Genomic DNA, 25201 nt, shown 5'->3' on the forward strand with positions numbered 1-25201 from the left:
CCAGAGCCAGAGCCAGAGCCAGAGCCAGAGCCAGAGCCAGAGCCAGAGCCAGAGCCAGAGCCAGAGCCAGAGCCAGAAATGGTAGCGGAACCTGAAACCTCCGCAACCCCTGAAATGCCGACTGACAGCCCCCCGGGAGAGGCAATAACCAGCGAATCCGCCGAGCCGGCGCCCGAGAATGGCGAAACCCAGTCACAATCATCGGTGCCCTTGCAGACTGCAGGCAACCCGGATGCCGTCGATGATTACCTGACGAAACTCAGCAGGCACCTGTCTCGCTTTTACGAATACCCCCGCCGAGCCCGCAGGCTAGGGCAGGAAGGCGCACCAGTTATAACCTTCGAGTTCCGTAGGGACGGCTCACTCGTTGACCACAGCCTGCGCACAAAATCCGGCCATGCCCTGTTGGACGAAGCCGCCCTTGCCATGCTCGAACAAGCGGCTCCACTGCCCCCTGTGCCGGATGACATGTCCGGTCGAACCTTCAGCTACGCACTGCCCGTCAGGTTCCGCTTGCGCTGAATTCCGCACCAATGCTGCGCGAATCGCACCTGCGTTGTGCGAGCTGCCGGACTTGGCTTTAATCAATACGGCCACCCGCCTTCGCATTACCTATTGAATAAAAAGCCTTTTATTAAAAATTTTCGATACTGGCACGACACCTGCTGTTAGTCATTCAGCAGATCGTAATTATCTGCCCACACAAAAGTTTGTTTCAGACGACGGCGTCTGCTCACACCTGCCAGCTAACGGCAGCCTGTGAGCGGCGCCGTTTTTTTTCGCCTGTCGAAAAGACGGCCAGAAAAGCACAGGGGATTACCTTATGTCTTACATCATGCCTTCAGAGTTCGTCACCAAAATGGTGGACGCCGGTGAATCAAAAATCTACATGGCCACCAGGGACGTGCTAATCCGGGCGTTCATGGCTGGCGCCATTCTGGCGTTGGCAGCAGTATTTGCCATTACCGTAGCCGTTCAGACCGGCAGCCCACTGGCGGGAGCCATGCTGTTCCCGGTCGGTTTCTGCATGCTCTACCTGATGGGCTTTGATCTACTCACCGGGGTATTCATGCTGACACCACTGGCGTTGCTGGATAAGCGCCCGGGGGTTGATACCAAAGGTATTCTGCGCAACTGGGGCTGGGTATTCCTGGGTAACTTTGGTGGCGCCTTGACGGTGGCGGTAATCATGGCCTTTGTCTTCACTTACGGGTTCAACACTGACCCCGGCGCCGTGGGCGACAAGATTGCCAGCGTCGGCAAGGCTAGGACCCTGGGTTATGCCGAATACGGAATTGCCGGCTGGATGACAATTTTCCTGCGCGGCATGTTGTGCAACTGGATGGTCTCCATGGGCGTGGTTGGCGCCATGATTTCAACCACTGTCCCCGGCAAAGTGCTGGCCATGTGGATGCCGATCATGCTGTTCTTCTACATGGGCTTTGAACATTCCATCGTCAACATGTTCCTGTTCCCGTTCGCTCTGATGATGGGTGGCGAGTTCTCCATCATGGACTACTTCATCTGGAACGAAATCCCGACTGTGCTGGGCAACCTGGTCGGCGGCCTGTCCTTTACCGGCCTCACCCTGTACACCACGCACATTCGTACGGCACCCAAGCGCAATGTTCCGGTCAACTTCAGCGGTGAGCTGGCCCGTTCAAACTAAACAACTGCAGTAGGGACAAAGCCCGGGGGCCGCACCCTCCGGGCTTTTTACCGTAGTTTGAGGCAGAGCGAGCCATGACTACCCAACTTTCCGTGACCACAGGCCAGCATTCGGACAAAGGTCTGAAGCCGCTTAACCAGGATTTTCATGGCCTGGTGCTACCAGAGAACCATCAGCTCCGATCCAAGGGAATCGCGGTGGCCATCGCCGATGGCATCAGCTCCAGCAATGTCAGCCAGATCGCCAGTGAATCAGCGGTGGCAGGTTTTTTGAGCGACTATTACTCGACGCCAGACAGTTGGACGGTCAAGCAGTCAGCCCAGCGCGTCCTGCGGGCCAGCAATGCCTGGCTGCATGCCCAGACCCGCCAAAGCCGGTACCGTTATGATCAGGACCGCGGATATGTATGCACCCTCAGCGTGCTGGTTCTGAAATCCGCCACCGCCCATCTCTTTCATGTGGGCGACGCACGTGTTTATCGAGTTCAGGGTGACTCTCTGGATCAACTGACTAGCGACCACCGGGTCTGGCTATCGCGAGACGACAGTTGCCTGAACCGAGCCATGGGGCTGGGGCAGCAGCTGGACATTGATTACCTGGCGACTCCAGTGTGGCCCGGAGATACCTTTGTGCTGGCAACCGATGGGGTTTACGAGCACCTCTGCGAAGGTGACATGGCTGGAATCATCCGCGAATCCTGTAATGACCTGGAGAATGCAGCCAAACAGATCGTTGCAGCTGCCCTGGGCAACGGCAGCGACGATAACCTGAGTGTGCAAATCGTGCGGGTCGACTCGATCCCCGCCAGCAAAAGCAATGACGAGATAACCCGGAATGCGCACCAGCTCCCCTTTGCTCCTGAGCTTCACTCGGGGCATGTGGTGGACGGTTACCGGATTCAACGACCGATTCACGCCAGCAGTCGAAGCCACGTCTATCTGGCCGTTGACGAGGCCAGCAGCCGGCAGATTGCTTTGAAAGTACCTGCCATGGAAATGCAGCAGGACCCAGCAGCGCTGGAACATTTCACCACCGAGCAATGGGTAGCTCAGCGCATCAATAGCCCCCATGTCGTGCGGGCTTTTGCTCCGGAGCGGCAACACAGTTGTCTGTATCTGGCCACGGAATACGTTCAGGGCGTCAGTCTCAAACAGTGGTTACAGGACAATCCACACCCGGACCTGGAAACCGTACGCCGGCTGGTAGAACAGATAGCGCGGGGATTGCGCGCCTTTCACCGGCTGGAAATGGTGCATCAGGACCTGAAGCCGGAAAATATTCTGATCGACAACGAGGGCACCGTGGTCCTTATCGACTTCGGCGCCACCCGGATTGCCGGCCTGCAGGAACTGAAAGAGCATGACGAACCCTATTGGCCCAGGGGCGCTGCGCTCTACAGTGCACCGGAAACCTTTTTGGGGGAGCCCGCAAGCTGGCAGGCCGACCAGTTTTCTCTTGGTGTGATTACCTATCAGTTGCTGACCGGCCAGCTACCTTACGGCACCCGAGTGCCCGGCATCCGTAACCCTAACCAATTGCGGCGCCTCAGCTACCACTCCGCTCGCCTGCACCGGAACGACCTGCCGGGGTGGGTTGACAGTGCTATCGCCCGCGCTGTTAACCCGGAACCCCACAAACGCTACCAGGCACTCTCTGAATTCCTGTTCGATCTGCGTCAACCGAGTCGTCACTGGCACCAACAACACCGCAAACCCCTGATTGAGCGCCACCCGGTAGGCTTCTGGCAGGGATTGTCAGCGCTGTTGCTGTTCGCTCTGATCTTATCGTTTGCCTATCGACCATAATCCGGGCCATTTATTGCCCCGCCAGCAAAAGCTCGCCCAAGCTTCCAGGCAAGGGTTTGCTTGGTGCTCTCGACCATGACCAAAGAGAAGCGTCATCTTGCTGTTTTTAATGGATTTTAACAGATTGGCACGCGCCTTGTAGAAGTCTGCGCGTCCAGGGAACACCCCGGGGACGAACACTTACTTAAACGTCATGGAGCAGACAATGCCAACCCCTTGTTATATCGCCATCGAAGGTAAAACCCAAGGCAACATCACCGCAGGTGCATTCACATCCGATTCCGTCGGGAACATCTACGTAGAAGGTCACGAAGACGAAGTCCTGGTTCAGGAATTCAGCCACGTTGTTACCGTACCCACCGACCCACAGTCCGGCCAGCCTTCCGGCCAACGTGTGCACAAGCCATTCAAGTTCACATCCGCGCTGAACAAGTCCACCCCGCTGATGTACAACGCTCTGGCTTCCGGCGAAATGCTGCCAAAGGTTGAACTGAAGTGGTACCGCACGTCCGTTGAAGGCAAGCAGGAACACTTCTTCTCTACCATTCTGGAAGACGCCACCATCATCGACGTCAACTGCAACATGCCACACTGCCAGGACGCCGCCAGCGCTGATTTCACACAGCTGGTTACCGTTTCCCTGTCCTACCGGAAAGTAACCTGGGAGCACGCTGTTGCCGGCACTTCCGGTTCAGACGACTGGCGTTCGCCGATCGAGGCGTAATTCGCGCTTTGATGTGAAAAAGAGGGGCTACGGCCCTTCTTTTTTCCACCGATCAAAGCCCGGTATTTGACGGTTTCCTACTGTCCCGGTTTAGTAAGCTTTTGATGTCGGCGCTGGATTAGGCAATTTGCCCAGTGCTAGGCCACCCACTTCCGACCACTAGCCGCAAACTCCACGACCAGCTCGAAAACGTTGTCACACTTCTCCTTGAACGCCACACGGTCATAGCTTTCCGGAAGATCCTTATCCAAAACCTCTTCAATGGCGGCCTTAACAGCCCGCTGGGTCTGGCCATCTCTCCACCAGTCCTGAACCCGTACTTTGTGGTGCCCTTCCAGTAACCTGATAATCAGATCCTTGGCTGCCAACTTGACCTTCTGCTCTTCCGACTTGGTGAGTTTGTCTTTCTTGAGGAGCTTTCGGAATTGTATTTTAGGCTGAAGGCCCTGCAACAGCGCCTGCTCGATGTTATCTTCCGAAATAAAACTAGCCATCGGTCTACTACCTGCTCCATGGACCGGGTGGGTGCCAGACTTCCTCAGAGGTGCCTGCAGCCTTGCCCGCCATCACTGGCGCAAGAAACTCAGTCACCACCGTTACAACCTCCATGAACGCGTCTGGTACATGGGGCTGGCCAAGGCGTTTGCAGAAAGCTTGCCATTGCGGTTGCTTGCTTTCCACAAAAGCGGCAGAAAAGGGACTGGTTTCAGGGATTCCCGTTCCGCGTTTATGGAACGTGCGTTCAACCGCACCCATCAGATTTTCCAATCTGAACTCATGCTGGCGCGAAAGCAGCCAGATATCATAAAAGTCTTTCATCCGACTGTTCAGTTCACCAAGATTCACCATGGCCTGAAACTTCTCAGCGATGGAAGACTCCGGTGTATAACACTGAATTCTGGCTGTGGGAAAATCCAGCAGGGCCGGGAACTCCAGCCAGGAAGGAAAGGGAAAAACCGGGTCGCCAAATCCGATGTCCAGTTGCATCGGGATTCTGGCATTATCAAGAAAACCGGTGAAGGCCACTCTCAGCCCCTGATAATCGGCATCTTCGGTAATGCTATCCACTTTCAAAGTGTCCGGATCAAAGCGCAGACCGTCATCGACGACTTCCGCAGCAATAACATCACGAACTTGCGCCAGAATCGCCTCAGGCTCATTGCTGGTCTGACCCAGCATATCAATATCCCGGGTCGGTCGGCTGCTCGGCCCCTGGATAGCCCAAAGCATCAGCGCGCCCTTGAGAGTAAAACAACCGCTATGGGGCGACTGGCTCAGCCGGTATAGAAACCGCTCCATCGCGTAGTACTGTAGCAGCTCCTGAAAGGGGCGTTTCTCTTCCCGGGATTTATTCAACAACTTCTGACGAACAGACGCGGCGATGTTTTTCGCCATCGTGATCTCCTTTCACGCTTGTTTATTCCTTTAAACGCCTGGCTCCACTCACAGCTTCGCTTCCACGTAGGGTGCCATCACATTAGCGACCCGGCAGATTCTGGCGTATTCCATCAGCTTGCCCGGCAGGAAGGTTTTGCGGGTGCGGTAGAGCTCCAGTGCTTCCAGCACCACATCCATACCGATGCGATTGCGGAACTTGAAGCAGTCCGCCAGTGTTTTCTCCGGGTTGTAAACTTGCAGTGTGATGCCGTCCACCGTCACCTGCGCTATGCCTTCACTGAAGGACCGCCCGGAGAACCGGTAACCCGCCACCGGGGGATAATCCAGAACCGGCAGACGAGCATCCCGCTCAACCGCGAGATGGACCTGATGGGGAATCTGCGTGGTGATACCATGCCAGTCCAGCGCGGAAATAAGACAGAGCACTGCATGGGGGAAACGAGTAACGGCGGCGACCAGATCCGGGTTTTCAATAGGAGGCAGGTCCGCCAGCCGGTATAGGCCCCGGCTGACCGGCTCAATCAGCCCTTCATCCCGCAGCTGATAGAACTGGTATCGATTGATGCCCTTGGCCAGCGCCTCGCTCAGGCGGAGCTGACCGCCGTGCAGGCGGAACAGAGATTGGAGTTGCACCCGGAATGAACGGGTGGAATCAGACTCAGACAAACCGTCACCACTTATTTATATCTGGTGACAGTTTGTCTTATTAGTGTTGCAGGTTCAAGCAAGACTAAAGATCAGTCCGAGCACCGGCTGGGTCATAGCAAACACCCTCTTCGAACGTTATTCTTGTTGAAAGCTATTAACCAGACCATGAGGCGTGTAGCCCTTCAATTGATATGACTGACCCGAAACCTCAAGCCCGCAAACTCGGCGAACTGATGTGCATTGTTACCGAACAGATTCTCTGGCAACCTGCTGCAGGCTGGGTTCAGAAACGGGTATCTGGCAGCTCTCTTGTGTGCCGGGTGGGCTCTGGGCAGGCAACTTATCATCGCTTTGAGCCGCAGCGAAAACAGCACCAGATTACCTACGGCCTCCGTATGATTCAGGCCAAGCATCAGCCGGATACGGCCAGTGGCTGGCTTTCTGCACGGGAAATCCAGAGGCGAGGCTATTTCGGCGGCGAGCTGAGTACACTTAACCTGCTGGCACACACCTGCTGTCACGAGTTTGCACACCTGTTACAGCACAGCGCCGGCAAGAGATATCGTGGCTCGGTTCACAACCGGCATTTCTACACCATTCTCGATGAACTGCATGAGAGTGGTGGTGCAGAAACGACGCGGGCGACACTGGCGAAGCAGGCGAATGAACACCAGATCCCTCTATCCAGTGAAACTTTCGAGCTCCCTGAACCGGCACTCCAGCCGTCGCCCTGGCAAGTAGAAGATGCCGTGGCCTTCAGCTCCGGTGCTCGAGAGTTTCAGGGAGAGATTGTCCGGGTCAATCGGAAAACCTGCACTGTCGACGGGACAGGAAGCTTCCGGGGGCAACGCTACCGAGTGCCCTTATCAATGCTGCGCAGGCGGTCTACTTCAACACATCGGCCATAGAGACCAGCGCCCGCGCAACCTCGGGCAGCTTCTTACCCTGATCCATGGCCAGCTTTCGCAGAACCCTGTGGGCTTCGTCGTTACTGATCTTTCGGTGACCCATCAGCAATGAGACCGCTTTTTCCTGGATTTTCCGCTCCTCCAGTGCTTCCTTCGCACTCCGCAAATCCTCGCTCATTTTTTGAAGCCGGAGTGATTGTTCCTGAACCAGGTGAAAAATCGACCGCCCTGATTGCTGGCCCATTCCCTCACTGCTCCAGACTTCACCTGCCAGGGCCTCCCCACTGTCATCCGGCTCACATAGAACCAACAGGGGCTGAGCCGAAGGTTCAGGCTCATCGAGTGATGCGATGAGTGTCTCATGGTGTGCCAAGGAACGTCGCGCCTCGGAGAATCGCTCTACGCAGCGACCATGAAAGCTGCCCTCCACGGACTCTTCTACTTTCTTGAATTCGTCCATACGCTCGCTCATTAACGCAAACCACTGATCGGAAAGCTCCGGGTCCAATGGCTTGTAGCGACCGATAGAGCATCCGAGCTTCCGCAGGCGCTCAATTTCCTTCTCCCGCTCGTGAGCCAGAAGGTCCTGCAACTGCCCGCAGCTTTGCTCATCTGCAAACCCGAGAAACACCTCAAAACACCGTTCCTGTGCTTCAACAAGGTGCGTTATGCGCCGAGCCAGTGCACCATCAAAGCTCCCCTTCGCGAAGCCAGCAGAGCCTGTTGCACGCTCCTGACCACAGAACTCTTTGCCGTTCATCAGATGCACCATGGCCACCAGCAAACGCGCAAGTGAAGGGTCTACCGCTGTATCCGCCGCTTCGAAGACCACCGCAATCAGACGATGAATAAGCATGCTGTAGGATTCGGTTGCCTCCGACACCGACAACGTGCGGTCCTTTACCCCCAGGCGCAGCGCCGGCAGGCTCCCCAGTCCGTGAAGAGCACTGGCAATATGGGCCAGTAAGGGACTGCTTACGGGATGAGCCGTCAGCTCTTCATGGATCTCATCCAGAGCCCTTTCGAAAACGGTGTACAAACAACCGGATTCCGCGACCATGGCCTTTCGTTCCTCGCCGAACTTTTCACCATCCGACCCCAGAAAGATGTTAGATGCGCCTCGCTCCCGCTGCAGGCCGTGCACCAGGTTACCGATGCTCTGCATCAGCTTGCCCATCTGCAAAAAATATTGGAGGTGCATAAGCTCGCACCGTCTGGAGGCAATCAGATACTCCTCAGCCGAGGGCTGCGCAGATTTGCGTTGGCGTTTACGGGTGTCCATTTCAAAACTCCGGGTGAGTCACACGGTTGCGTTACCGGGTACCGGAGCAATTACTGCGCCAGCCAAAAGGCATCAAAATCGTGCAACCTGCTCCGCCAAAGTGCAGAAAACCCGCGTATCTGTGCGCCACCGCCAACCAGGAAAACTATAACCATATGATTTAAATAGCTCTTTGAAACTGGCATGAACATCGCTTTGCATAACCCAAGGATGCATATCCCGGCCAAGGACCAGGCCGAGCTTCCAGAACACTATTGTTGGCATTGGCGCCGGACCATCGACTCCCACAGGGGACGAGATGCTCCGGCTTTTTTTTGTTTAAAAGGACACCACCATGAGCAAGAAAACCCTGATCGTGATTGGCAATGGCATGGTAGGTCACCATTTCCTGGAGCAGTTCGTCGCCAGCTCCAAAGCCGCTGATTACGCGATAATCGTATTCGGGGAGGAAAAACAGCTGGCTTATGATCGCGTACATTTATCGGAGTATTTTTCCGGCTCCACCCACGCCGATCTCGCTATGGGCACCACAGACTGGTACACCGGGCAGGGTATTGAGCTGCGGCTGAATGAGCCGGTCACCGCCCTGGACCGTGAGCAGCGCACCCTTACCACTCCCCAAGGCGAATACAACTACGACGAACTGGTGCTGGCCACCGGGTCCTTTCCGTTTGTACCGCCGATTGAGGGCCGGGAGCACCCACATTGCTTCGTATACCGGACCCTGGAAGACCTCGATGCTATCCGGGCCAGTGCACATGAAGGCAAATCCGGGGTAGTGGTTGGGGGCGGGCTGCTCGGCCTGGAAGCCGCTAACGCACTAACCAGCCTCGGCCTGAAGGCGCATGTGGTTGAATTTGCCCCCCGTCTGATGCCCGTACAGCTTGATGCCGATGGCGGGGCACTATTACGCCACAAGATCGAAGAGCTGGGTGTTCAGGTGCACACCGAAAAAGCCACTACCGCCATCGTTGAAGGCGAGAGTGCTCGGCTGCGCATGAACTTCAGCGATGACAGCCATCTGGAAACCGACCTGATCGTATTTTCTGCGGGTATTCGCCCGCAGGATACCCTTGCGCGAACCAGCGGCCTGGAGGTGGGCGAGCGCGGCGGTATTGTCGTGAATGACCAGTGCACTACCTCAGACCCACATATCCATGCCATTGGCGAGTGTGCGCTCTGGGAACAGAGAATTTTCGGGCTGGTTGCCCCCGGCTATACCATGGCCCGCACCCTGGCTTCGGTTCTGAACGGCGACAACAATGCCGCCTTTACCGGCGCTGACATGAGCACCAAGCTGAAACTGCTGGGTGTCGACGTGGGCTCCATCGGCGATGCCCACGCCCAGACCCCGGGAGCCCGGAGTATCCGTTTCAATGATGAGCAGGCCGGCCACTATCGTCGCATGGTCATCAGTGAGAACGGCAAGACCCTGCTGGGCGCCATTCTGGTGGGCGATAACAGCCACTACGATTCCCTGTTGCAATACGCTCTGAACGACATTCCGTTGCCAGAGAATCCGGAAACCTTGATCCTGCCGGAAAACCAGGGCGGCGCCCCGGCACTGGGTCCGGATGCCCTGCCGGAAACCGCCTCGATCTGTTCCTGCCACAACGTAACCAAAGGGGACATCTGCAAGGCCATTGATGCGGGTTGTGCCGATTTCGGCAGTGTCAAAGCCGAGACCAAAGCCAGCACCGGCTGCGGGGGCTGCACCGCACTGCTGAAGAACGTGGTGGACTGCGAGCTTGAAAAGCGCGGCGTGGAAGTCAGCAAAGACCTTTGCGAACACTTCCCGTACAGCCGCCAGGAGCTGTTCCACCTGGTCAGGGTGAATGGCATTCGCACCTTCCGCAGTCTTATCAGGCAGCATGGCATGGGCCAGGGCTGTGACATTTGCAAGCCGGCGGTCGGCTCCATCCTGGCCTCCTGTTGGAACGAGCACATCCTGGCCACTGACCATGTGCCCCTGCAGGACACTAACGACACCTTCATGGCCAACATGCAGAAGAATGGCACCTACTCCATCGTGCCGCGCATTCCGGGTGGTGAGATCACTCCGGACAAGCTGATTGTGCTGGGCGAAGTGGCCAAAGAGTACGATTTGTATACCAAAATTACAGGCGGCCAGCGGGTGGATCTGTTTGGTGCCACCCTGAGCCAGCTACCGGAGATCTGGGAAAAGCTGATCGCTGCCGGGTTTGAAACCGGCCACGCGTACGGCAAATCACTGCGGACCGTGAAATCCTGCGTCGGGAACACCTGGTGCCGATACGGGGTGCAAGACAGTGTGGGTATGGCGATCCGCTTGGAGGACCGCTACAAGGGCTTGCGGGCGCCGCACAAGGTGAAGATGGCGGTGTCTGGTTGTACGCGGGAATGTGCCGAGGCTCAGAGCAAGGATTTCGGGGTGATAGCTACCGAGAATGGCTGGAACCTGTATGTCTGCGGTAACGGTGGCATGCGGCCGCGCCACGCCGATCTGTTTGCCACCGATTTGTCTGATGATGAGCTGATTCGCACCATTGACCGGGTGGTGATGTTGTATGTACGCACGGCAGACCGGCTACAACGTACGAGTGTGTGGATGGAGAATCTGGAAGGCGGCCTGGAGTACCTGAAGCAGGTGGTGCTGGAGGACAGCCTGGGGATCTGTGCCGAGCTGGAGGAACATATGGCCGGCATTGTCGACACTTACCAGTGTGAGTGGAAAACGGCGGTGGAAGATCCCGAGAAGCGTAAGCGGTTCCGGGAGTTTGTGAACCTGCCAGAGCAGAAGGATCCGGTGCAGCAGTGGACTTCAGAGCGGGGGCAGAGACGGCCTGTTCTGGAGTCTGCGTAGCCTGTTTGTTTGGGTGCGAGAGCGCGGCGGCACGAGGTGCTTTTCCTCTGGGAAAAATAACTCGCTGCGCTCAGACATCTTTTTCCCGGCGGAAAAGCACCCCATACCACCACTCTCACCGAACTCGCGAATATCAAAAAACGAAGACTTAAGGAGAACGAAGATGAAAACTCATACTTCCTGGAATGCGGTTTGTACTGTTGACGATCTGGTGCCTGAATCCGGCATTGCGGTCTGGACGGAAGAGGGGCCGGTGGCGGTGTTTTATCTACCGCACCGACTACCGGCTCTCTTTGCCATCAGTCACACGGATCCATTCAGCGGCGCTAATATTCTGGCCCGTGGTATCACGGGGGACCTGAAAGGAAATGCTGTCGTAGCCTCGCCGTTATACAAACAGCACTTTAACCTGAAAACCGGAGCTTGCCTGGAAGATGACTCGGTGTCGGTCAGAACCTACCCTGTTCTCCTGGACGGCAACCGAATTCTCCTGGAAACAGCCGATGTTCAGCGGCAAGCCGTGGCTGCTTGACCGGGCGGGGCTGGATCAAGCGATTTTAACGGGCCGGCATGCACCCGAGGTCAACCTCTCACAGACAACCTGAGGTAAGATCAGGGAAACATCAATAAAAAGGATGCCGCCCGTGAAGCCTCTGAGCCCCACCGACCAGCTTTTCCTCTGGCTGGAGAAGCGCCAGCAGCCCATGCATGTGGGCGGACTGCAGATCTTTTCGTTTCCCGAAGATGCACCGGATGATTACGTTGCCCGGCTTGCCGAGCAACTTCGCAATGATACTGAAGTGACGGCGCCCTTTGATCGTCGTCTCGACAGTCGGTTTGCACAACCGGTTTGGGTACACGACAAGCATCTGGATCTGGAGCACCATTTCCGTTTTGAAGCTCTGCCTACCCCGGGTCGTATTCGCGAGTTGCTTGGCTTTGTCTCTGCGGAACACTCGCACCTCATGGACCGTGAACGGCCACTGTGGGAGTTTCATCTCATCGAGGGGATGGGCGACAGGCAGTTCGCAGTTTACATCAAGATACACCACTCCCTGGTAGACGGTGTTTCTGCGATGCGCATGTTTCAGAGAATGCTGTCCACGGACCCTGCAAAGCGCAATATGCCACCAATCTGGGATTTGTCGGCACGATCCGGGCGAAATGAGAATGGGGGCGGATCCTCCCTCTGGCGCAACTTGAGTCATTTGCTGGGAGAATCCGGCAAACAGCTCGGCACTGTGCCGGCCGTAGCCCGGGCGTTGTTGCGCACCATGAACACCGCACGCAAAGACCCCTTCTACGACTCCATTTTTCATGCGCCACGCAGTATTCTGAACCAGAAAATTACCGGCTCCCGACGTTTTGCGGCCCAATCATACTGTCTGAAGCGGATAAAAGCAGTGTGCCAAGCTTATGGCGTCACCGTAAACGATGTCGTCACTGCAATGTGTGCCAGTGCTTTGCGTACCTACCTCATGAACCTGGATGCGCTACCAGAGAAGCCATTGATCGCTATGGTTCCGGTATCGCTGCGCAAGTATGACAAACCCGACGACGGGACACCGGAAAGCAAGCAATCAGAAGGCAATCAGGTGGGTGTAATCCTGGCGAACCTGTATACGGACGAGAGCCACGCTGGCACGCGCCTGCAAAAAATTCATCAAAGTATGCAGGAGGGGAAAGACCGCTACGCGAACATGTCTCCTGAAGAAATCGTTAACTACACCGCACTCACCTTATCGCCAGCAGCGTTTCATCTGCTGACAGGCGTGGCCCCTAAGTGGCAGACGTTTAACGTGGTGATATCCAACGTCCCCGGGCCGAAAGAGGCCAGCTACTGGAACGGTGCCAAACTGGAAGGCATGTACCCGGTTTCCATCGCTATGGACCGCCTGGCGCTGAATATGACCCTCACCAGTTACAACGATCAGGTGGAATTTGGTTTGATTGGCTGCCGCCGCACGCTACCAAGCCTGCAGCGGATGCTGGATTATCTCGAAGATGGGTTGGTCGAGCTGGAACAGGGTGCCGTCAGCTGAATTTTACGTCGCGGTTACGCTCCGAGATCTGGTCATTCAAGGTCCAGAAATCGTAGAGAATACCGATAAGGAAGAGGCCGCCGGTCAGCAGGTAGATAATACCTGTGATCCACTTTCCCATGTACATCCGGTGTAACCCGAAAACGCCGGTGAAGGTCAGCAGCAGCCAGCCAATGTTGTAGTTGACCTCACCTTCGCGGAACCGGCTGTCGGCCTGCTCATCCATGGAAGGTATAAGAAACAGGTCGATTATCCAGCCTATAAAAAATAGCCCGAATGTGAAGAACCAGATGGTTCCGGTGATCGGCTTGCCGTAATAAAAACGGTGGGCACCTAAAAATCCGAAGATCCAGAGCAGGTATCCAAACAACTTGCTGTGCGTATCTGGTCTGCTAATCATAACTACTCCGCTGAAAATTATTCGTGACCTTTATATGGGGCTAACACCTTAATTCCACAAGGCCTGCAGTTAAGGTGCCGGGCCGGAGAGTGGCCGACCTCTGATACCGGATCAGGCCCACCTTCGCGGAATTCGCTGGCGGATTTCCCGGTCCACTTTCTGAAAGCCCGGCTGAAGTTGGAGAGGTCGGCGTAGCCCAGTTGGTAGGCAATTTCGCTAACCGACTGGTTTGTATAACGTAACAGCTGAATCGCTCGGTCTTTCAAGACCCATTCTACGATTTCACGGTAGTTGGTCTCTTTGTCTGCGAGCCGGCGCTTTAATGTTCGGGAAGATACGCAGAAGCGCTCTGCCATGGCTTCCAGAGAAGGCAGGGGCCCGGGCATCATGCGCAACATGTTGCGTACGGCCATGGCGAGATCGTCCTGTTCTTTCAACGCTTTCTGCAGCTCGAACTCGCACTCCTCGCGGGCCATGAGACTGGCTTCTGCATCCGCCAGCCTCATGGGGACATCCAGCAATGCTTTTGGAAACACCAGGAGTGCATCGGGCTGATCGTACTCGAATCTGACCGGCAGCTGATCCGCAAACTGGCGGTAATAAGCGGGTTCAGCGCCGCCAAGGCGCACACTTACGCCAGACAGCTTGCCGTTATCAAGAGAAAATCCGCGTTTTTCCACATCCCCGCCATCCAGTAACTGTTCGGTGAGCAAGATGAGTGTGGCACTGACGGTTTCTACCAGAAACGGATAGAGGCTGGGCACATCAAAATCGGTGCAGAGTTTCACCAATACGTGATCATCGGCTTCAGTCCAACTCATGCTCAGAAAGGGCGCTCGTAACTGCAAATAACGGCGAACCGAGTCAAGAGCCCCGGCAAACGTCGGGCTGGTTAAAGCAGCAAATCCAAGCGTGCCATGGATGGTTACCCGCAGCTCCCGGGCCAACATGAAACTCAAACCTTCGTTGCCGGCGAGTTTCAGTGCGCGCTCGGCCATAATCATTGCGTCGGTTACGAACACCCGGCTGTCATTGGCTTTCAGGTCTTCCGGGCCGAATGTGAGGCCCTCGTAGAGCGATAGGTCGTTATGTCCAAGCTGTCGAACAGTCTGTGCCAACACCCGCATGTACACGCCAGGCAAAAGGGAGAGTCCCAACACATGCAGTTCTTTTTCTGCTCCGGGGATCACCATAGGCTGCCCTTTACCACCTGGGAGAATGTCTCAAACTGACTCTAGCAAAAGCCCACACCCACTACAGTGGGACGAGTTGCACCCCGGCTAGCGTCGCGCCGGCCAACTGACCAGCAATTTTGTCCCATATGGCATGGTGACCGTCCCGTTTCCGCATTCGTCCTGACGCTGGACTCCCACACACTGGGCATGACATCAGCCAATGTGAGGAGTAGACCCATGCTGAGCACAAAACCCGCTGAGAAGCGGGCTTCCAAAGTCAGCCTGGCGTCAAAAACGCCGGGTAACGTTAACATCAAGGCCCAACGCATGGGGTTTGAATTTAATGAACAGGTGCCCCGTTACTGGCTGGAAAACAGCCATTTTCTGAGCCACATGATGAACGCTCTCTCAGTACTTTTTCCCCTGGGCGAGCAGTTTTTCGTGGACTCTGTACGCGCCTATCGGGATCAGATTGATGACCCCAAGCTGAAGGCCGAGGTACGGGGATTTATCGGGCAAGAGGCCATGCACTCCCTGGAGCATATGGCCATGAATCAGCATGTGCGGGATCGTGGCATGCCGGTGGACGAGATGGAAAAACACCTCGCCGTGGTTCTGAACGCCACAAAAAAACTGCCAAAGCGCCATCAGCTGGCGATTACCTGCGCCCTGGAACACATGACAGCTATGATGGCGGATATGCTTCTGGAGCGTGACGATATCCGCGAAGGCATGCATGAGACCATGCGCCCGCTCTGGGCATGGCATGCGATTGAGGAAACCGAGCACAAAGCAGTGGCTTACGATGTGTTCCAGCAGGTCGGTGGCACCTACGCCGAAAGAACCTTTTACCTGGCTTTCAGCACGGCCGCTCTGGGTGTCATGGCCACTTATTTCACCTGTCGCATGATGCTGAAGGATGCCAGACGCTTCTCAATCAAAGATACCGTCAGCGGCTTGTGGCGTTTATGGGGGAATAACGGCACCTTTTCCAGCCTGATCCCTGCCTGGTTTGCCTACTTCAAGCCAGGCTATCATCCCTGGGACCATGACAACAGCGAGCTGGTTGCACACTTCAAAGCTGAAATCCAGGCTTACATTGCACCCCAGTACCAAAACGGCAACCGCAAAACCCTGCAGTAACTCCGAGATGCAACCGGGTGGCCGGCCAAATAGTAGCGCCGGCCAGTCTAGTTTCCAGGCGCAACGCTCTGTTCGTTGACCGCTATGCCTTTCGCTTCCACTATGCCCTTACGCCATAACCGCCACTCGCCGGGCTGATAAATATCCCATTCCTCATCGCTGGTCAGCGGCTCGGTTACGATAACGCTCACGATATCGTTCGGCGTCGTTTCAGACTCAAAATCGACGATAACGTCGGCATCTTTCAGCCTTGCGGGGCGAAAGGGCGCACGGCGGGTGATGCTGGCCATTTTGGTAGTGCAGTAAGTGAACAGCCAGTCGCCGTTGCTCAGCAACAGATTGAACACACCCTGACCAGCATAAGTTTTCGAGAGCTGAACCAGTCGCTCGGTAATAGCCTCAGCCGGGTCGCTACGATCACACTGACCACGCAAGTGATTGAGAATGTCGCAGAACAAAGCCTCACTGTCCGTGCCGCCAACAGGTTCGTAAAACCCCGGCGATGACTGAAACTCGGAAAGCTGACCGTTATGGGCAAACACCCAGTAACGGCCCCAAAGCTCACGCATAAACGGATGGGTATTGGCCAGGCAAATTTCACCCACATTAGCCTGGCGGATATGGCAGATCGCTACTTCGCTTTTGATCGGGTGAGTCTGAACGACTTCCGCAAGCCGTGAATTAGCGCTGGCATCCACATCGTGGAAGGCCCGCACGCCTTTGCCCTCATAAAAAGCCACACCCCAGCCATCCTTGTGGGGGCCAGTGTCGCCACCTCGGCGGGTCAGCCCGGTGAAACTGAAGCAGAGATCAGTGGGTGTATTGGCGCTCATGGCCAGCAGTTCACACATAGAGCGAAGTTATTCCTTACAGTTGTTCCGATCAGCGATACAAACTCTTTCCGGCAAAACGCTCAACCAGGGGCTGATAGGCCGAACCCAGCAGTCGGTTGATCGCATCAATACCCCAGGCATCGGTTCCCACAAGAATACGGGACTCATTTTTAAGAATGCCTTTTACAATCGTTTCAGCGGCTTTTTCCGGAGTGGTCATAGCCAGCCTGTCAAAGCCTTTTCGTAGATGTTCGGCACTTTTAGGCCGGCTGGTGCGTGCCGAATTGGCAATATTGGTTTTGATACCTCCAGGGTGCACACAACTGACCGCAACCGGCTGTTTTTCCAGTTTCATTTCCTGGCGCAGGGACTCGGTAAATCCGCGAACGGCAAATTTCGCTGCGTTATAAGCACTTTGTGTGGGCACGCCGATCATGCCAAACACACTGGATATGTTCACCACATGACCATCACCCGAGGCGATCAGGTGTGGCAGGAAAGCACGGGATCCGTTTGCAACACCCCAGAAATTGATATTCATGATCCACTCAAAATCCGCGTCAGACATCTCTCTCACCGTTGCAGAAAGTGCAACACCGGCGTTATTGATGATCACATTAACCTGGCCAAAGTCCTTCACAACATCCGCCGCATGGGCGTATACAGCGTCTCTGTCACTCACGTCCAACCGATAGGTTCTGACTTCCGAACCTTCGATAGAAGCAGCCGTTTCAGCCAGGCCTTCCTCGTTAACATCCGATAAGGCGAGCCTGCAGCCCCGCACTGCCAGCGCTTTGGCGAGGGCTCGCCCGATACCAGAACCCGCTCCGGTTACTACCACCACTTTGTTTTTCAGATTTTTCATGGGCGTTGAACTCTTGTTGTGTGTTGTGCTGATTAAAGAAGATACTCTAACAACCGCCCCTGATCAGCATATGGCTTCAAATTTCTGTCTTGAGCGACGCCAGGGCCACTCGGACTCAGCCCTCGCTTTTGGGTACAATCCAGAATCCGGGAGCTTAGTCTCGCGGATTTCTTCAACCCTGAACCTGCGGATTTTCTGTATGGAATGGAGTCTTACGCATTTCTGGCTGATTCTGGCGCTCGTGTTAGGCCTCGCCGAGCTGACATCTGGCGTGCTTTTACTGCTGGCATTGGCGATTGCCGCCGGCCTGACCGCTGTGCTTGCCTATATTGGCCTGTCGTTCGAGTGGCAGCTTGTTGGTATGGGCCTGTTCTCTGGCCTGCTGGTACCCATTGCTATCCGCTGGATACGCCCGCGCTTTTCGCCTAAAGGCGTGGCCTACGGCACTACCGGCACAGGTGTCGAGCAGGGGCAGCGTTATCGCACCCAAAAACGGGATTTCGACGGTGCCGCGGGTATAAAAATCAATGGCGACTTTTATCGTCTTAGAGACGAAAAAACCGGGGCTACCGATTTCCCTGAAGGAACCCACGTCATATTCAGACAATTCGACGGCACCACCGCCGTTGTTCAAACCGCCCCCAAGGAGTAGTAAGTTATGGAACCCTATATTTCACCGGGACTGATCATCAGTCTTATTGTTGTTGCCATCGGTATTTTCATCATTGCCAAGGGCCTGGTGATCGTGCGCCAGTCTGAAGTCATGGTTATTGAGCGTCTGGGCTCGTTTAACCGGGTTCTGGAAAGCGGCGTGAACATTATTATCCCGTTCGTAGAGCGGCCCCGCCCCATCACTATGATCCGCTACATGCGCATGGGTGAGGAATATCACCCGATGACCACTGATGAAACCCGCATCGACCGCCGTGAAACCGTGATGGATTTCCCCGGGCAACCGGTGGTGACCACCGATAACGTGACCGTAAAAATCAACGGTGCGCTCTACTACCAGATCATCGACCCCCGTCGTGCCGTATACGAAGTAGCCAACATGAGCCAGGCGGTTGAAGTACTGGCCAAAACCACTTTGCGCTCGGTAGTGGGCAAGATGGAACTGGACAAGCTGTTTGAGTCCCGCGCCGAGGTGAACAACGCCATTCAGGCCGAAATGGAAGAACCTGCGTCAAAATGGGGTGTAAAACTGACCCGGGTGGAAGTGCAGGACATCAGCATGCCGGAAGAGGTGGAGGATGCCATGCGTTTGCAGATGGCCGCAGAGCGCAAACGCCGAGCCACCGTAACCGAGGCAGAAGGCGAAAAAACAGCAGCGATTGCCATGGCACAAGGCCAGCGAGAATCCGCCATTCTCAACGCCGAGGGTGATAAACAATCGGCTATTCTGCGTGCCCAGGGGGAGCAGGAATCCATTCGCCTGGTGCTGAGCGCCATGGGTGATTCGGAAGAGAATAAACAGACGGTTATCGGCTATCTGCTGGGGCAAAGTTACATCAAGGTATTGCCGAACATGGCGAAAGACGGTGAGCGGGTGTTTGTACCCTACGAGTCTTCTGCGCTTCTGGGTTCTATGGGTATGTTCCGGGAACTGGCCGGCAGCCCGGACGACGTGGTTCGCCAATCACTACAAAAAGACGGCCTGCGTGGTGGGTTCGTTGGCGGCGCCAGCAACCTCTGACGCTCACGAGTGCTAAATAACCTGCCGGGCATCAGCCCAGCAGGTTATCCAACGGCTTTTCATAGCCGGGAGCGAATACTTCCATAAAGTAAGCGACTTCCGGCAACCCTTCCTGCTCTAGCCTCTGACGGATCTGCTTCTCAGCCGGCTCAAACTCACGGTTACCCGCCCGCACTTCCGCTTGGCACTTCAGCCAAGCCGACAATCGGTCTGCGGCCTTGATCAGTTCGCGATCCTCAGCCGGCAATTGGGACTCCCGAAGATAGGGCGCAAAATCCTCACGCAGGTCCTCCGGTAGCAGTGCCAGCAACTCAGCCTCCGCCTTGTGTTCAATATCACCGAAAGCCTCCCGCATAACTTTCGAGTGGTACTTAACAGGAGTCGGCATATCGCCGGTGATCACTTCAGTAGCGTCATGATAAAGCGCGGCAGCAGCGATTTTATCGGCATTCACCCGCCCGCCAAAGTGCCGGTTGCGGATCAGTGCCAACGCGTGAGCCAGTGTGGCCACTTCCCAGGAGTGGGTAGCTACGTTCTCTTCGATAGCGTTGCGCATCAGCCCCCAACGCTTGATCCAGCGTAACCGGGAAACATAAGCAAAAAAATGACTACCAGCCTGTGACACGCGCTTTATCCCTTTCAAACATCGTGGTGAAATTTACCGCCGCCTCAGCGGGCATCCAACGTAAACCCGACAATGACATTGCCGTCCTCAGATACCTCGGCACTACGTGACGGATCGAGCATGAATAACTGGTTTGCCGGAACACCATGAGTATCCCGCAGGATTTCCTGTAATGCGGCGCCCCGTGCGCTGGCGAGATTACTCATTGCCTCGGGCACCAGAGTCCGCTCTCCCGCCAGATAGGCCTCACGGGCTTCTTGCCAGACCTCCTCTGACAAGGCTCCGTTCTGGCTCGCCGCCAGCTCATCACGCAGCAGCGCCAGCCCATCAGCATCGGGCGAAACACCACCACGTATATTCAGTAACAAATCCGGGCGATCAAGCAGGGCTTCTGCCAGGGCGGCCAGCTTCTCAGCCTCGCCCTGCACCAGCCTGGTCGTACCGGGCTCAAAGCGCACCTTGCCCAACTCCTCGCTACTCAGGCCAGCCAGTTCGGCAATCGATCCAAGCACACTGAACGGTGACGTAGCGGCTTTTGCAAGCAGGTTAACAAACGTTCGCATAACAACCTGACCGATTCTGAAATCCGGGCTGTCCAGATCGCCGCTGACTGGCAGGTTCACATCAATAACACCATTGCCGTCCCTTAGCAGGGTCAACCCTAGCTTCACCGGTGCGTTAACGGCCTCTTCGCTGGCAACGGGTTGCCCCAGACTCAGGCGATCCATAATCACCCTGTTCGATGCGTCTATCTGGCTCCCGGTAATTTCATAGTCAAGATCCAGCTCTAACTTGCCGCTATCAATGCCGTAGCCCAAATAACGACTCAGATAGGGCGAAAGTGCGGGCAATGAGAGGTCTTTCATGGTCAGTTTCAGATTACTGGTCTCTTCCGTACCCAGAGTGCCGATGGTGCCGTCAGCTTCCACGCTGGCGCTGCCACCCACTCGACCTTTCAGGGACACCTTGCCTTGCTGCGGCGATACATTGCTGAGGCCGGTGATTGTTCCATTGAGCTGGTCAAGCGACGTTGTAAACGCGGGGTCCAGAGTACGATCTGTGTAATCGAGCGCGCCTTTTTCAATCATTAACTGGCCGATCCGGAAGATAAACGATTCGTCTTCTGTCGTGTCCTCCTGCGGCTCTGAGGCTGTATCAACAGACTTGGGCGGCAGAGAAATTTTCGCTACGTTGTGCACACTGTCGGTGTTGCGAACAAGGTTAATCGTGGGCTCGGCGAGGGTAACCGTGCCGATTTCCAATCTGGGCGGGTGGACGTTGTACTCGATGGGCGCCAGGCGAAGCGCCTGCCAGGAGATCATTCGATCGCTGCTATCTGGCAACTGAAGGTTCAGCCCGCTGACCTCAGCTGTGCCGCTGAAAGTACCCGTTAGCGGGTCCTGCTGCCCATCCAGATCGAGATTACCATCCAACCCCAATGTGCCAGATTCAATGGCAAGATTGGCTGACTCCTGCAAATAGGGCTCGAACACCGCCAGAAGGATGCCCGAGCCGGATATCGCAGCTTCCAGCGTAAAGGGCAGAGGTGTCAGCTGGCCATTCAGGGACAGCGTGCCACCGCTGGCCAAAGCTGTCTGGAGCTTGTACGACATAGGGTCTTCCATCTCGCTGCTGATGTCGCCGGTGGAAAAGGACAATTGCTCCAGTGTCAGCTCCGCAGGCGAGCCCGGCTTCTGATCCTTCCAGCTCACACGACCATCAGAAATGCTGATGCCATCCAGTGACCACCGGAACGGTTGCTCAGTCGATGCAGGCTCCGACGCTTCAGTGCCAGGTTCTTTTTGTTGGTTGTTCTCATTGAACGCGGCAAGCCCGGCGACCCAGTCAATGTCGCCTGCTTTGTTCCGCGCCAATGCAACATTGGGCTGCTCCACCGAAATCTGACCAACAACGGCTTCACGGGCATTGAGGTCGAATCCTATATCGTCAACAGTGATGGATGCCGTGGTTAGCCCAGGCTGCTCGTTTTGTGCATCGGGAGCCACGGCCAAATCTTCCAGCAACAACCGGCCGTTGCGGGTAGAAAAATACAGAACATCTCCTGACTGCAGCTCGTAATCTGAACTTACCGACACCTTACCCCCGCGCAAATCATAGGGCAGGTAAGGTGCAAGGAAATGCCCAACTGTCTCGTGGTCAACGTTGGAGACCATCAGGTTTCCGTTGGAGTAAAGCGGTGTAACACTCAGGTTGCCGCGCCACTCAATGATCTGGCTGCCCAGTGCTGCCTGCAGGTCATAGTCACTGTTGCGATCATCCCGTTGCCATGTGGCAAGGTCGCTCAAAGTAAGGTCCAGTGGTGTAATCCGGAACTCTGCCATTTCGGCCTGGGTGTAATCCCGAAACAGTAGTTCGCCACCGTTCACATCGATCTGCCCAAAATACACCGAAGGTGGGGCTTGATCCTCCTCCGCCCCGGCCTGCTCTTCCGGCAAAGCGTCGTCCTCTGCACTGGCAGCCTGAAAGTCCCGCGCAAAGTTCACACTGTAGTCTTCAAGCAGATCAACCCGTATAAAAGGTTCCTCGAGCTGAATGGCCTCAAAGCCGACAATTCCACGAATCAGCTGAAAGAAGTTCATGTCGATCATTAGTCGGTCGAAACCAACCACCGTTTCTTCGCTGCTATCGCGGGCAGTAAGCTCAGAGGCTTCGACACTCAACCTGAACGGGTTGGCGCTGATATCGGTAACGTCAACCTGCCAGCCCATACGCTGGCTCAGCTGTTCTGGTACAAATCTTTCCAGCCACCAGGGCAAAAGCAGAAAGCCTGCAAGGCTATACAGAATCAGAAGAACCAGAAATCCGATAATCAGATTTCTGGGCATTCGGCTGTGCTGACGGCTCTGGGCCACGGGTATCTCCTCAATAACGGCGGAATACCGGGGCGATCTTGCCCACCTTCCTGCCCATAAGGATAGTCGGCCAGGTGCCGGTTTGTCAGCTGCTCACTTTGTTGTTAATTGCATGTCACCGGTTACAACACGGGGACCGCTGACAAGCGGCCCAGAACCGGATATGCTCAGCCGTCGTAATGTCATCCCGTGCAGTCTGTTCAACGCGAGTGAGGGAAAGGTTTATGGATATTGGCGATATGCGTCGCGATTTTGAAAGCGAAGGGCTCGATCGCGAGGCACTGAGCGACGACCCGGTCCAGCAGTTCGAGACCTGGTTCAGCGACGCCCGGGAAGCCAGTATTCTGGAGCCGAACGCTATGTCCCTGGCTACAACCGGCGCCAACAACATGCCGGATTTGCGCACAGTGTTGCTGAAGTATTTTGATGAGCGCGGGTTTGTTTTTTACACCAATTACGAGAGCCGCAAAGCCCACGAGATGGCGGAAAACCCGAACGCTGCCCTGCTGTTCCCCTGGATTGGCTTGAACCGTCAGGTACGCATTCAGGGCCAAGTCGAAAAAGTCAGCAAGACTGAATCCCTGAAGTACTTTGCCTCACGCCCAAGAGGCAGCCAGATAGGCGCCTGGGTATCAGAACAGAGCAAAGCCATTAACTCCCGGGGATTGCTTGAGCAGAAAGTGGCGGAGATGAAACGCAAATTCAGCGAAGGTGAAGTGCCATTACCGGGTTTCTGGGGCGGCTATCGCGTTGTCCCGGAGCGCATTGAATTCTGGCAGGGCCGACCCAGCCGTCTCCACGACCGATTTGAATACGTGAGGGAAGGTGATGGCTGGCTCATCCAACGACTTCAGCCCTGACTCCAGCGGCAACCAACCGAAGCCGGCCATCTGGCTATGCCACCAGGCCGGACCCACTCCCGAGGCTCCACCGGACTGGCTTGCACTTGATGAGCGTGAACGGTTTTCCGGGCTCAGCCAGGACCGCGCGGCAGAGTTTCTCACCAGTCGCTGGCTGATCCGCCAGGCTCTCAGCAGGGTAAGCGCCGAAGAGCCAGCCCGGTGTTGGCCGGTGAAAGGGCGCGCGACAGCCTCTGGCAACCCGCCAGGCTGGCAACTCTCACTCAGTCACAGTAACGGGCTGTCTGCCTGCAGCACTCAGTACGGCTCAGCCCTGGGCATAGATATAGAACCCAGCAAGCGTCACCCGCAATGGCAGAAAGTGGTTAAGCGCTGGTTCTCGCCCATTGAACAGGAGTGGCTGTTTCAGGAAGATGACCCCCACGCTTTTCTCTGGGCCTGGACATTGAAAGAGGCATGGTTGAAAGCAACGGGGCGCGGTATTGCGGGAAATCTGCAGACACTGGAAGTGCGAAGGAATTTTGAGCTCTACGGCGACCAGCCTGACGATGACTGGCGAGCCTGCGCCTTTTACACCGAGGGATTTCTGTGCTCACTGGTGTACAGGCAGACTACAAGTGACCAGCCTGATTCATGGCCGGTCATCACGCTGCTGGAACCGCCACCAGAGAATTACAACCTGAGCGCAGGGGAGGTGCTGGACCCCCACTGGGAGCCAATGTTTCAGCGTAGAATCCGGCCAAAGCGCTGAAGGCGAATCGATAAAACCGTCGGGAGACCAACTTATGCCTGTTGCGCAGCAAGATGACAAAGCCCGCGAAACTCCGGCCGGCACTCAACGCTGCCCCTGGTGCGGTACAGACCCGCTTTATGTGCACTACCATGACACCGTCTGGGGTCGCCCCGAATACGACGACCTCGCCCTTTTTGAAAAGTTGTGTCTTGATGGCCAGCAGGCTGGCCTGAGCTGGATTACGATCCTGCGCAAACAGGAGAGCTATCAGGACGCCTATGACCACTTCTATCCGGAAAAAATTGTTCGCTACAACGACGCAAAAATCGCCGAGCTTCTGACAAATCCGGGCATTGTTCGCAACAAGCTGAAAGTCCAATCGATTATCAAAAACGCCAGAGGATTTCTCGACTTGCAGGAGCAAGGCATCGGGTTTTCACATTTTCTCTGGTCTTTCGTTCAACACAGCCCTATGCAGAACAACTGGCGGAGCCATGATGAGGTCCCCGTTACCACACCGGAATCCGAGGCTATGTCCAAAGCTTTGAAGCGAGCCGGTTTCACGTTTGTCGGCCCGACCATTGTTTATGCTTTCATGCAGGCAACCGGAATGGTTAATGACCACCTCGTACATTGCCCGCAGCACATGCAGTGCCGCGCACTCGCCCAATGATCTTAAATGC

The 25201-nt window shown here is 55.7% G+C and carries 24 protein-coding genes; 14 read left to right on the forward strand and 10 right to left on the reverse strand.

The window, feature by feature from the left end:
- The 4 genes from Q4606_RS12845 to Q4606_RS12860 all read left to right on the forward strand — a co-directional run.
- A partial coding sequence (locus Q4606_RS12845) for an energy transducer TonB (protein ID WP_303607771.1) occupies positions 1-522 on the forward strand: 522 nt, incomplete at its 5' end.
- Between the two features lie 301 nt (positions 523-823).
- Positions 824-1669 carry a formate/nitrite transporter family protein gene (locus Q4606_RS12850; protein WP_303607772.1) on the forward strand — a complete coding sequence of 282 codons (846 nt, stop codon included), beginning with the start codon at positions 824-826 and terminating at the stop codon, positions 1667-1669.
- Between the two features lie 74 nt (positions 1670-1743).
- A complete protein-coding gene (locus Q4606_RS12855) occupies positions 1744-3474 on the forward strand; it encodes a bifunctional protein-serine/threonine kinase/phosphatase (protein WP_303607773.1) in 1731 nt (576 codons plus the stop codon).
- Between the two features lie 205 nt (positions 3475-3679).
- On the forward strand, positions 3680-4198 hold the full coding sequence (locus Q4606_RS12860; RefSeq protein WP_303595447.1) for an Hcp family type VI secretion system effector: 519 nt from the start codon (positions 3680-3682) through the stop codon (positions 4196-4198).
- A 137-nt stretch (positions 4199-4335) separates the two neighbouring features.
- Here the strand turns inward: Q4606_RS12860 and Q4606_RS12865 are convergent, their stop codons facing one another.
- Genes Q4606_RS12865 through Q4606_RS12875 form a run of 3 tightly spaced genes read right to left on the reverse strand, consistent with a single transcriptional unit; the run spans position 4336 to position 6262 of the window.
- Positions 4336-4692: a hypothetical protein gene (locus Q4606_RS12865; protein ID WP_303595445.1), complete on the reverse strand. Its 357-nt coding sequence runs from the start codon at positions 4690-4692 to the stop codon at positions 4336-4338.
- Positions 4693-4699: 7 nt separating this feature from the next.
- Positions 4700-5593 (reverse strand): nucleotidyl transferase AbiEii/AbiGii toxin family protein, encoded by an 894-nt coding sequence (locus tag Q4606_RS12870; protein WP_303607774.1) that lies wholly within the window; start codon positions 5591-5593, stop codon positions 4700-4702.
- A gap of 48 nt (positions 5594-5641) precedes the next feature.
- A complete protein-coding gene (locus Q4606_RS12875; RefSeq protein WP_303607775.1) occupies positions 5642-6262 on the reverse strand; it encodes a type IV toxin-antitoxin system AbiEi family antitoxin domain-containing protein in 621 nt (206 codons plus the stop codon).
- Between the two features lie 173 nt (positions 6263-6435).
- Here Q4606_RS12875 and Q4606_RS12880 point away from each other — a divergent pair, with 173 nt between their 5' ends.
- Positions 6436-7152 carry a hypothetical protein gene (locus tag Q4606_RS12880; RefSeq protein WP_303607776.1) on the forward strand — a complete coding sequence of 239 codons (717 nt, stop codon included), beginning with the start codon at positions 6436-6438 and terminating at the stop codon, positions 7150-7152.
- On the opposite strand, the gene Q4606_RS12885 is transcribed toward Q4606_RS12880, so the two are convergent.
- Complete coding sequence (locus Q4606_RS12885) at positions 7130-8434, reverse strand: nitrate regulatory protein (protein ID WP_303607777.1); 1305 nt, start codon at positions 8432-8434, stop codon at positions 7130-7132. The two genes, Q4606_RS12880 and Q4606_RS12885, sit on opposite strands and share 23 nt — an antisense overlap.
- A 334-nt stretch (positions 8435-8768) precedes the next feature.
- On the opposite strand from Q4606_RS12885, the gene nirB reads away from it, so the two are divergent.
- The 3 genes from nirB to Q4606_RS12900 all read left to right on the forward strand — a co-directional run bounded on the left by nirB (position 8769) and on the right by Q4606_RS12900 (position 13318).
- Positions 8769-11276, forward strand: coding sequence for a nitrite reductase large subunit NirB (gene nirB, locus Q4606_RS12890; RefSeq protein ID WP_303607778.1), 2508 nt, complete (start codon positions 8769-8771; stop codon positions 11274-11276).
- Between the two features lie 163 nt (positions 11277-11439).
- A complete protein-coding gene (gene nirD, locus Q4606_RS12895; RefSeq protein WP_303607779.1) occupies positions 11440-11808 on the forward strand; it encodes a nitrite reductase small subunit NirD in 369 nt (122 codons plus the stop codon).
- A gap of 112 nt (positions 11809-11920) precedes the next feature.
- Positions 11921-13318: a wax ester/triacylglycerol synthase family O-acyltransferase gene (locus Q4606_RS12900; RefSeq protein WP_303607780.1), complete on the forward strand. Its 1398-nt coding sequence runs from the start codon at positions 11921-11923 to the stop codon at positions 13316-13318.
- Here the strand turns inward: Q4606_RS12900 and Q4606_RS12905 are convergent.
- Together Q4606_RS12905 and Q4606_RS12910 are read right to left on the reverse strand one after the other, a co-directional pair.
- Entirely contained in the window at positions 13311-13718 is a 408-nt protein-coding gene (locus Q4606_RS12905) for a TM2 domain-containing protein (RefSeq protein WP_303595430.1), read from the reverse strand. The genes Q4606_RS12900 and Q4606_RS12905 overlap by 8 nt on opposite strands.
- 17 nt (positions 13719-13735) lie before the next feature.
- Positions 13736-14911: an AraC family transcriptional regulator gene (locus tag Q4606_RS12910; RefSeq protein ID WP_303607781.1), complete on the reverse strand. Its 1176-nt coding sequence runs from the start codon at positions 14909-14911 to the stop codon at positions 13736-13738.
- A 219-nt stretch (positions 14912-15130) separates the two neighbouring features.
- Between Q4606_RS12910 and Q4606_RS12915 the strand changes: the two genes are divergently transcribed.
- Positions 15131-16036, forward strand: a complete 906-nt coding sequence (locus Q4606_RS12915) for a metal-dependent hydrolase (RefSeq protein WP_303607782.1) — start codon at positions 15131-15133, stop codon at positions 16034-16036.
- Positions 16037-16083: 47 nt separating this feature from the next.
- Here Q4606_RS12915 and Q4606_RS12920 read toward each other — a convergent pair whose 3' ends face one another.
- Positions 16084-16887, reverse strand: a complete 804-nt coding sequence (locus Q4606_RS12920) for a class II glutamine amidotransferase (protein WP_303607783.1) — start codon at positions 16885-16887, stop codon at positions 16084-16086.
- 31 nt (positions 16888-16918) lie between these two features.
- Positions 16919-17734, reverse strand: a complete 816-nt coding sequence (locus tag Q4606_RS12925) for an SDR family oxidoreductase (protein WP_303595425.1) — start codon at positions 17732-17734, stop codon at positions 16919-16921.
- Between the two features lie 199 nt (positions 17735-17933).
- Here Q4606_RS12925 and Q4606_RS12930 point away from each other — a divergent pair, with 199 nt between their 5' ends.
- The gene (locus tag Q4606_RS12930; RefSeq protein ID WP_303595424.1) at positions 17934-18386 is read left to right on the forward strand and encodes an NfeD family protein; all 453 of its coding nucleotides are present in this window, start codon (positions 17934-17936) and stop codon (positions 18384-18386) included.
- A 6-nt stretch (positions 18387-18392) separates the two neighbouring features.
- Positions 18393-19427: an SPFH domain-containing protein gene (locus Q4606_RS12935; protein ID WP_303595423.1), complete on the forward strand. Its 1035-nt coding sequence runs from the start codon at positions 18393-18395 to the stop codon at positions 19425-19427.
- Positions 19428-19458: 31 nt separating this feature from the next.
- On the opposite strand, the gene yfbR is transcribed toward Q4606_RS12935, so the two are convergent.
- Positions 19459-20052 carry a 5'-deoxynucleotidase gene (yfbR, locus tag Q4606_RS12940; protein WP_303595421.1) on the reverse strand — a complete coding sequence of 198 codons (594 nt, stop codon included), beginning with the start codon at positions 20050-20052 and terminating at the stop codon, positions 19459-19461.
- Between the two features lie 44 nt (positions 20053-20096).
- Positions 20097-22925 (reverse strand): DUF748 domain-containing protein, encoded by a 2829-nt coding sequence (locus Q4606_RS12945; protein ID WP_303607784.1) that lies wholly within the window; start codon positions 22923-22925, stop codon positions 20097-20099.
- A gap of 224 nt (positions 22926-23149) precedes the next feature.
- Between Q4606_RS12945 and pdxH the strand changes: the two genes are divergently transcribed.
- The 3 genes from pdxH to Q4606_RS12960 are packed head-to-tail and all read left to right on the forward strand — an operon-like array spanning position 23150 to position 25191.
- Positions 23150-23785 carry a pyridoxamine 5'-phosphate oxidase gene (pdxH, locus tag Q4606_RS12950; protein ID WP_303607785.1) on the forward strand — a complete coding sequence of 212 codons (636 nt, stop codon included), beginning with the start codon at positions 23150-23152 and terminating at the stop codon, positions 23783-23785.
- Positions 23754-24536 carry a 4'-phosphopantetheinyl transferase superfamily protein gene (locus Q4606_RS12955; protein ID WP_303607786.1) on the forward strand — a complete coding sequence of 261 codons (783 nt, stop codon included), beginning with the start codon at positions 23754-23756 and terminating at the stop codon, positions 24534-24536. Before pdxH ends, Q4606_RS12955 begins: the two co-directional genes overlap by 32 nt.
- A gap of 34 nt (positions 24537-24570) precedes the next feature.
- Positions 24571-25191: a DNA-3-methyladenine glycosylase I gene (locus Q4606_RS12960; RefSeq protein ID WP_303607787.1), complete on the forward strand. Its 621-nt coding sequence runs from the start codon at positions 24571-24573 to the stop codon at positions 25189-25191.
- The last annotated feature ends 10 nt before the right edge of the window (positions 25192-25201 follow it).

Origin of the sequence: Marinobacter sp. 1_MG-2023 (assembly GCF_030549045.1) — a bacterium.
In the GTDB taxonomy this organism is placed as follows: domain Bacteria; phylum Pseudomonadota; class Gammaproteobacteria; order Pseudomonadales; family Oleiphilaceae; genus Marinobacter.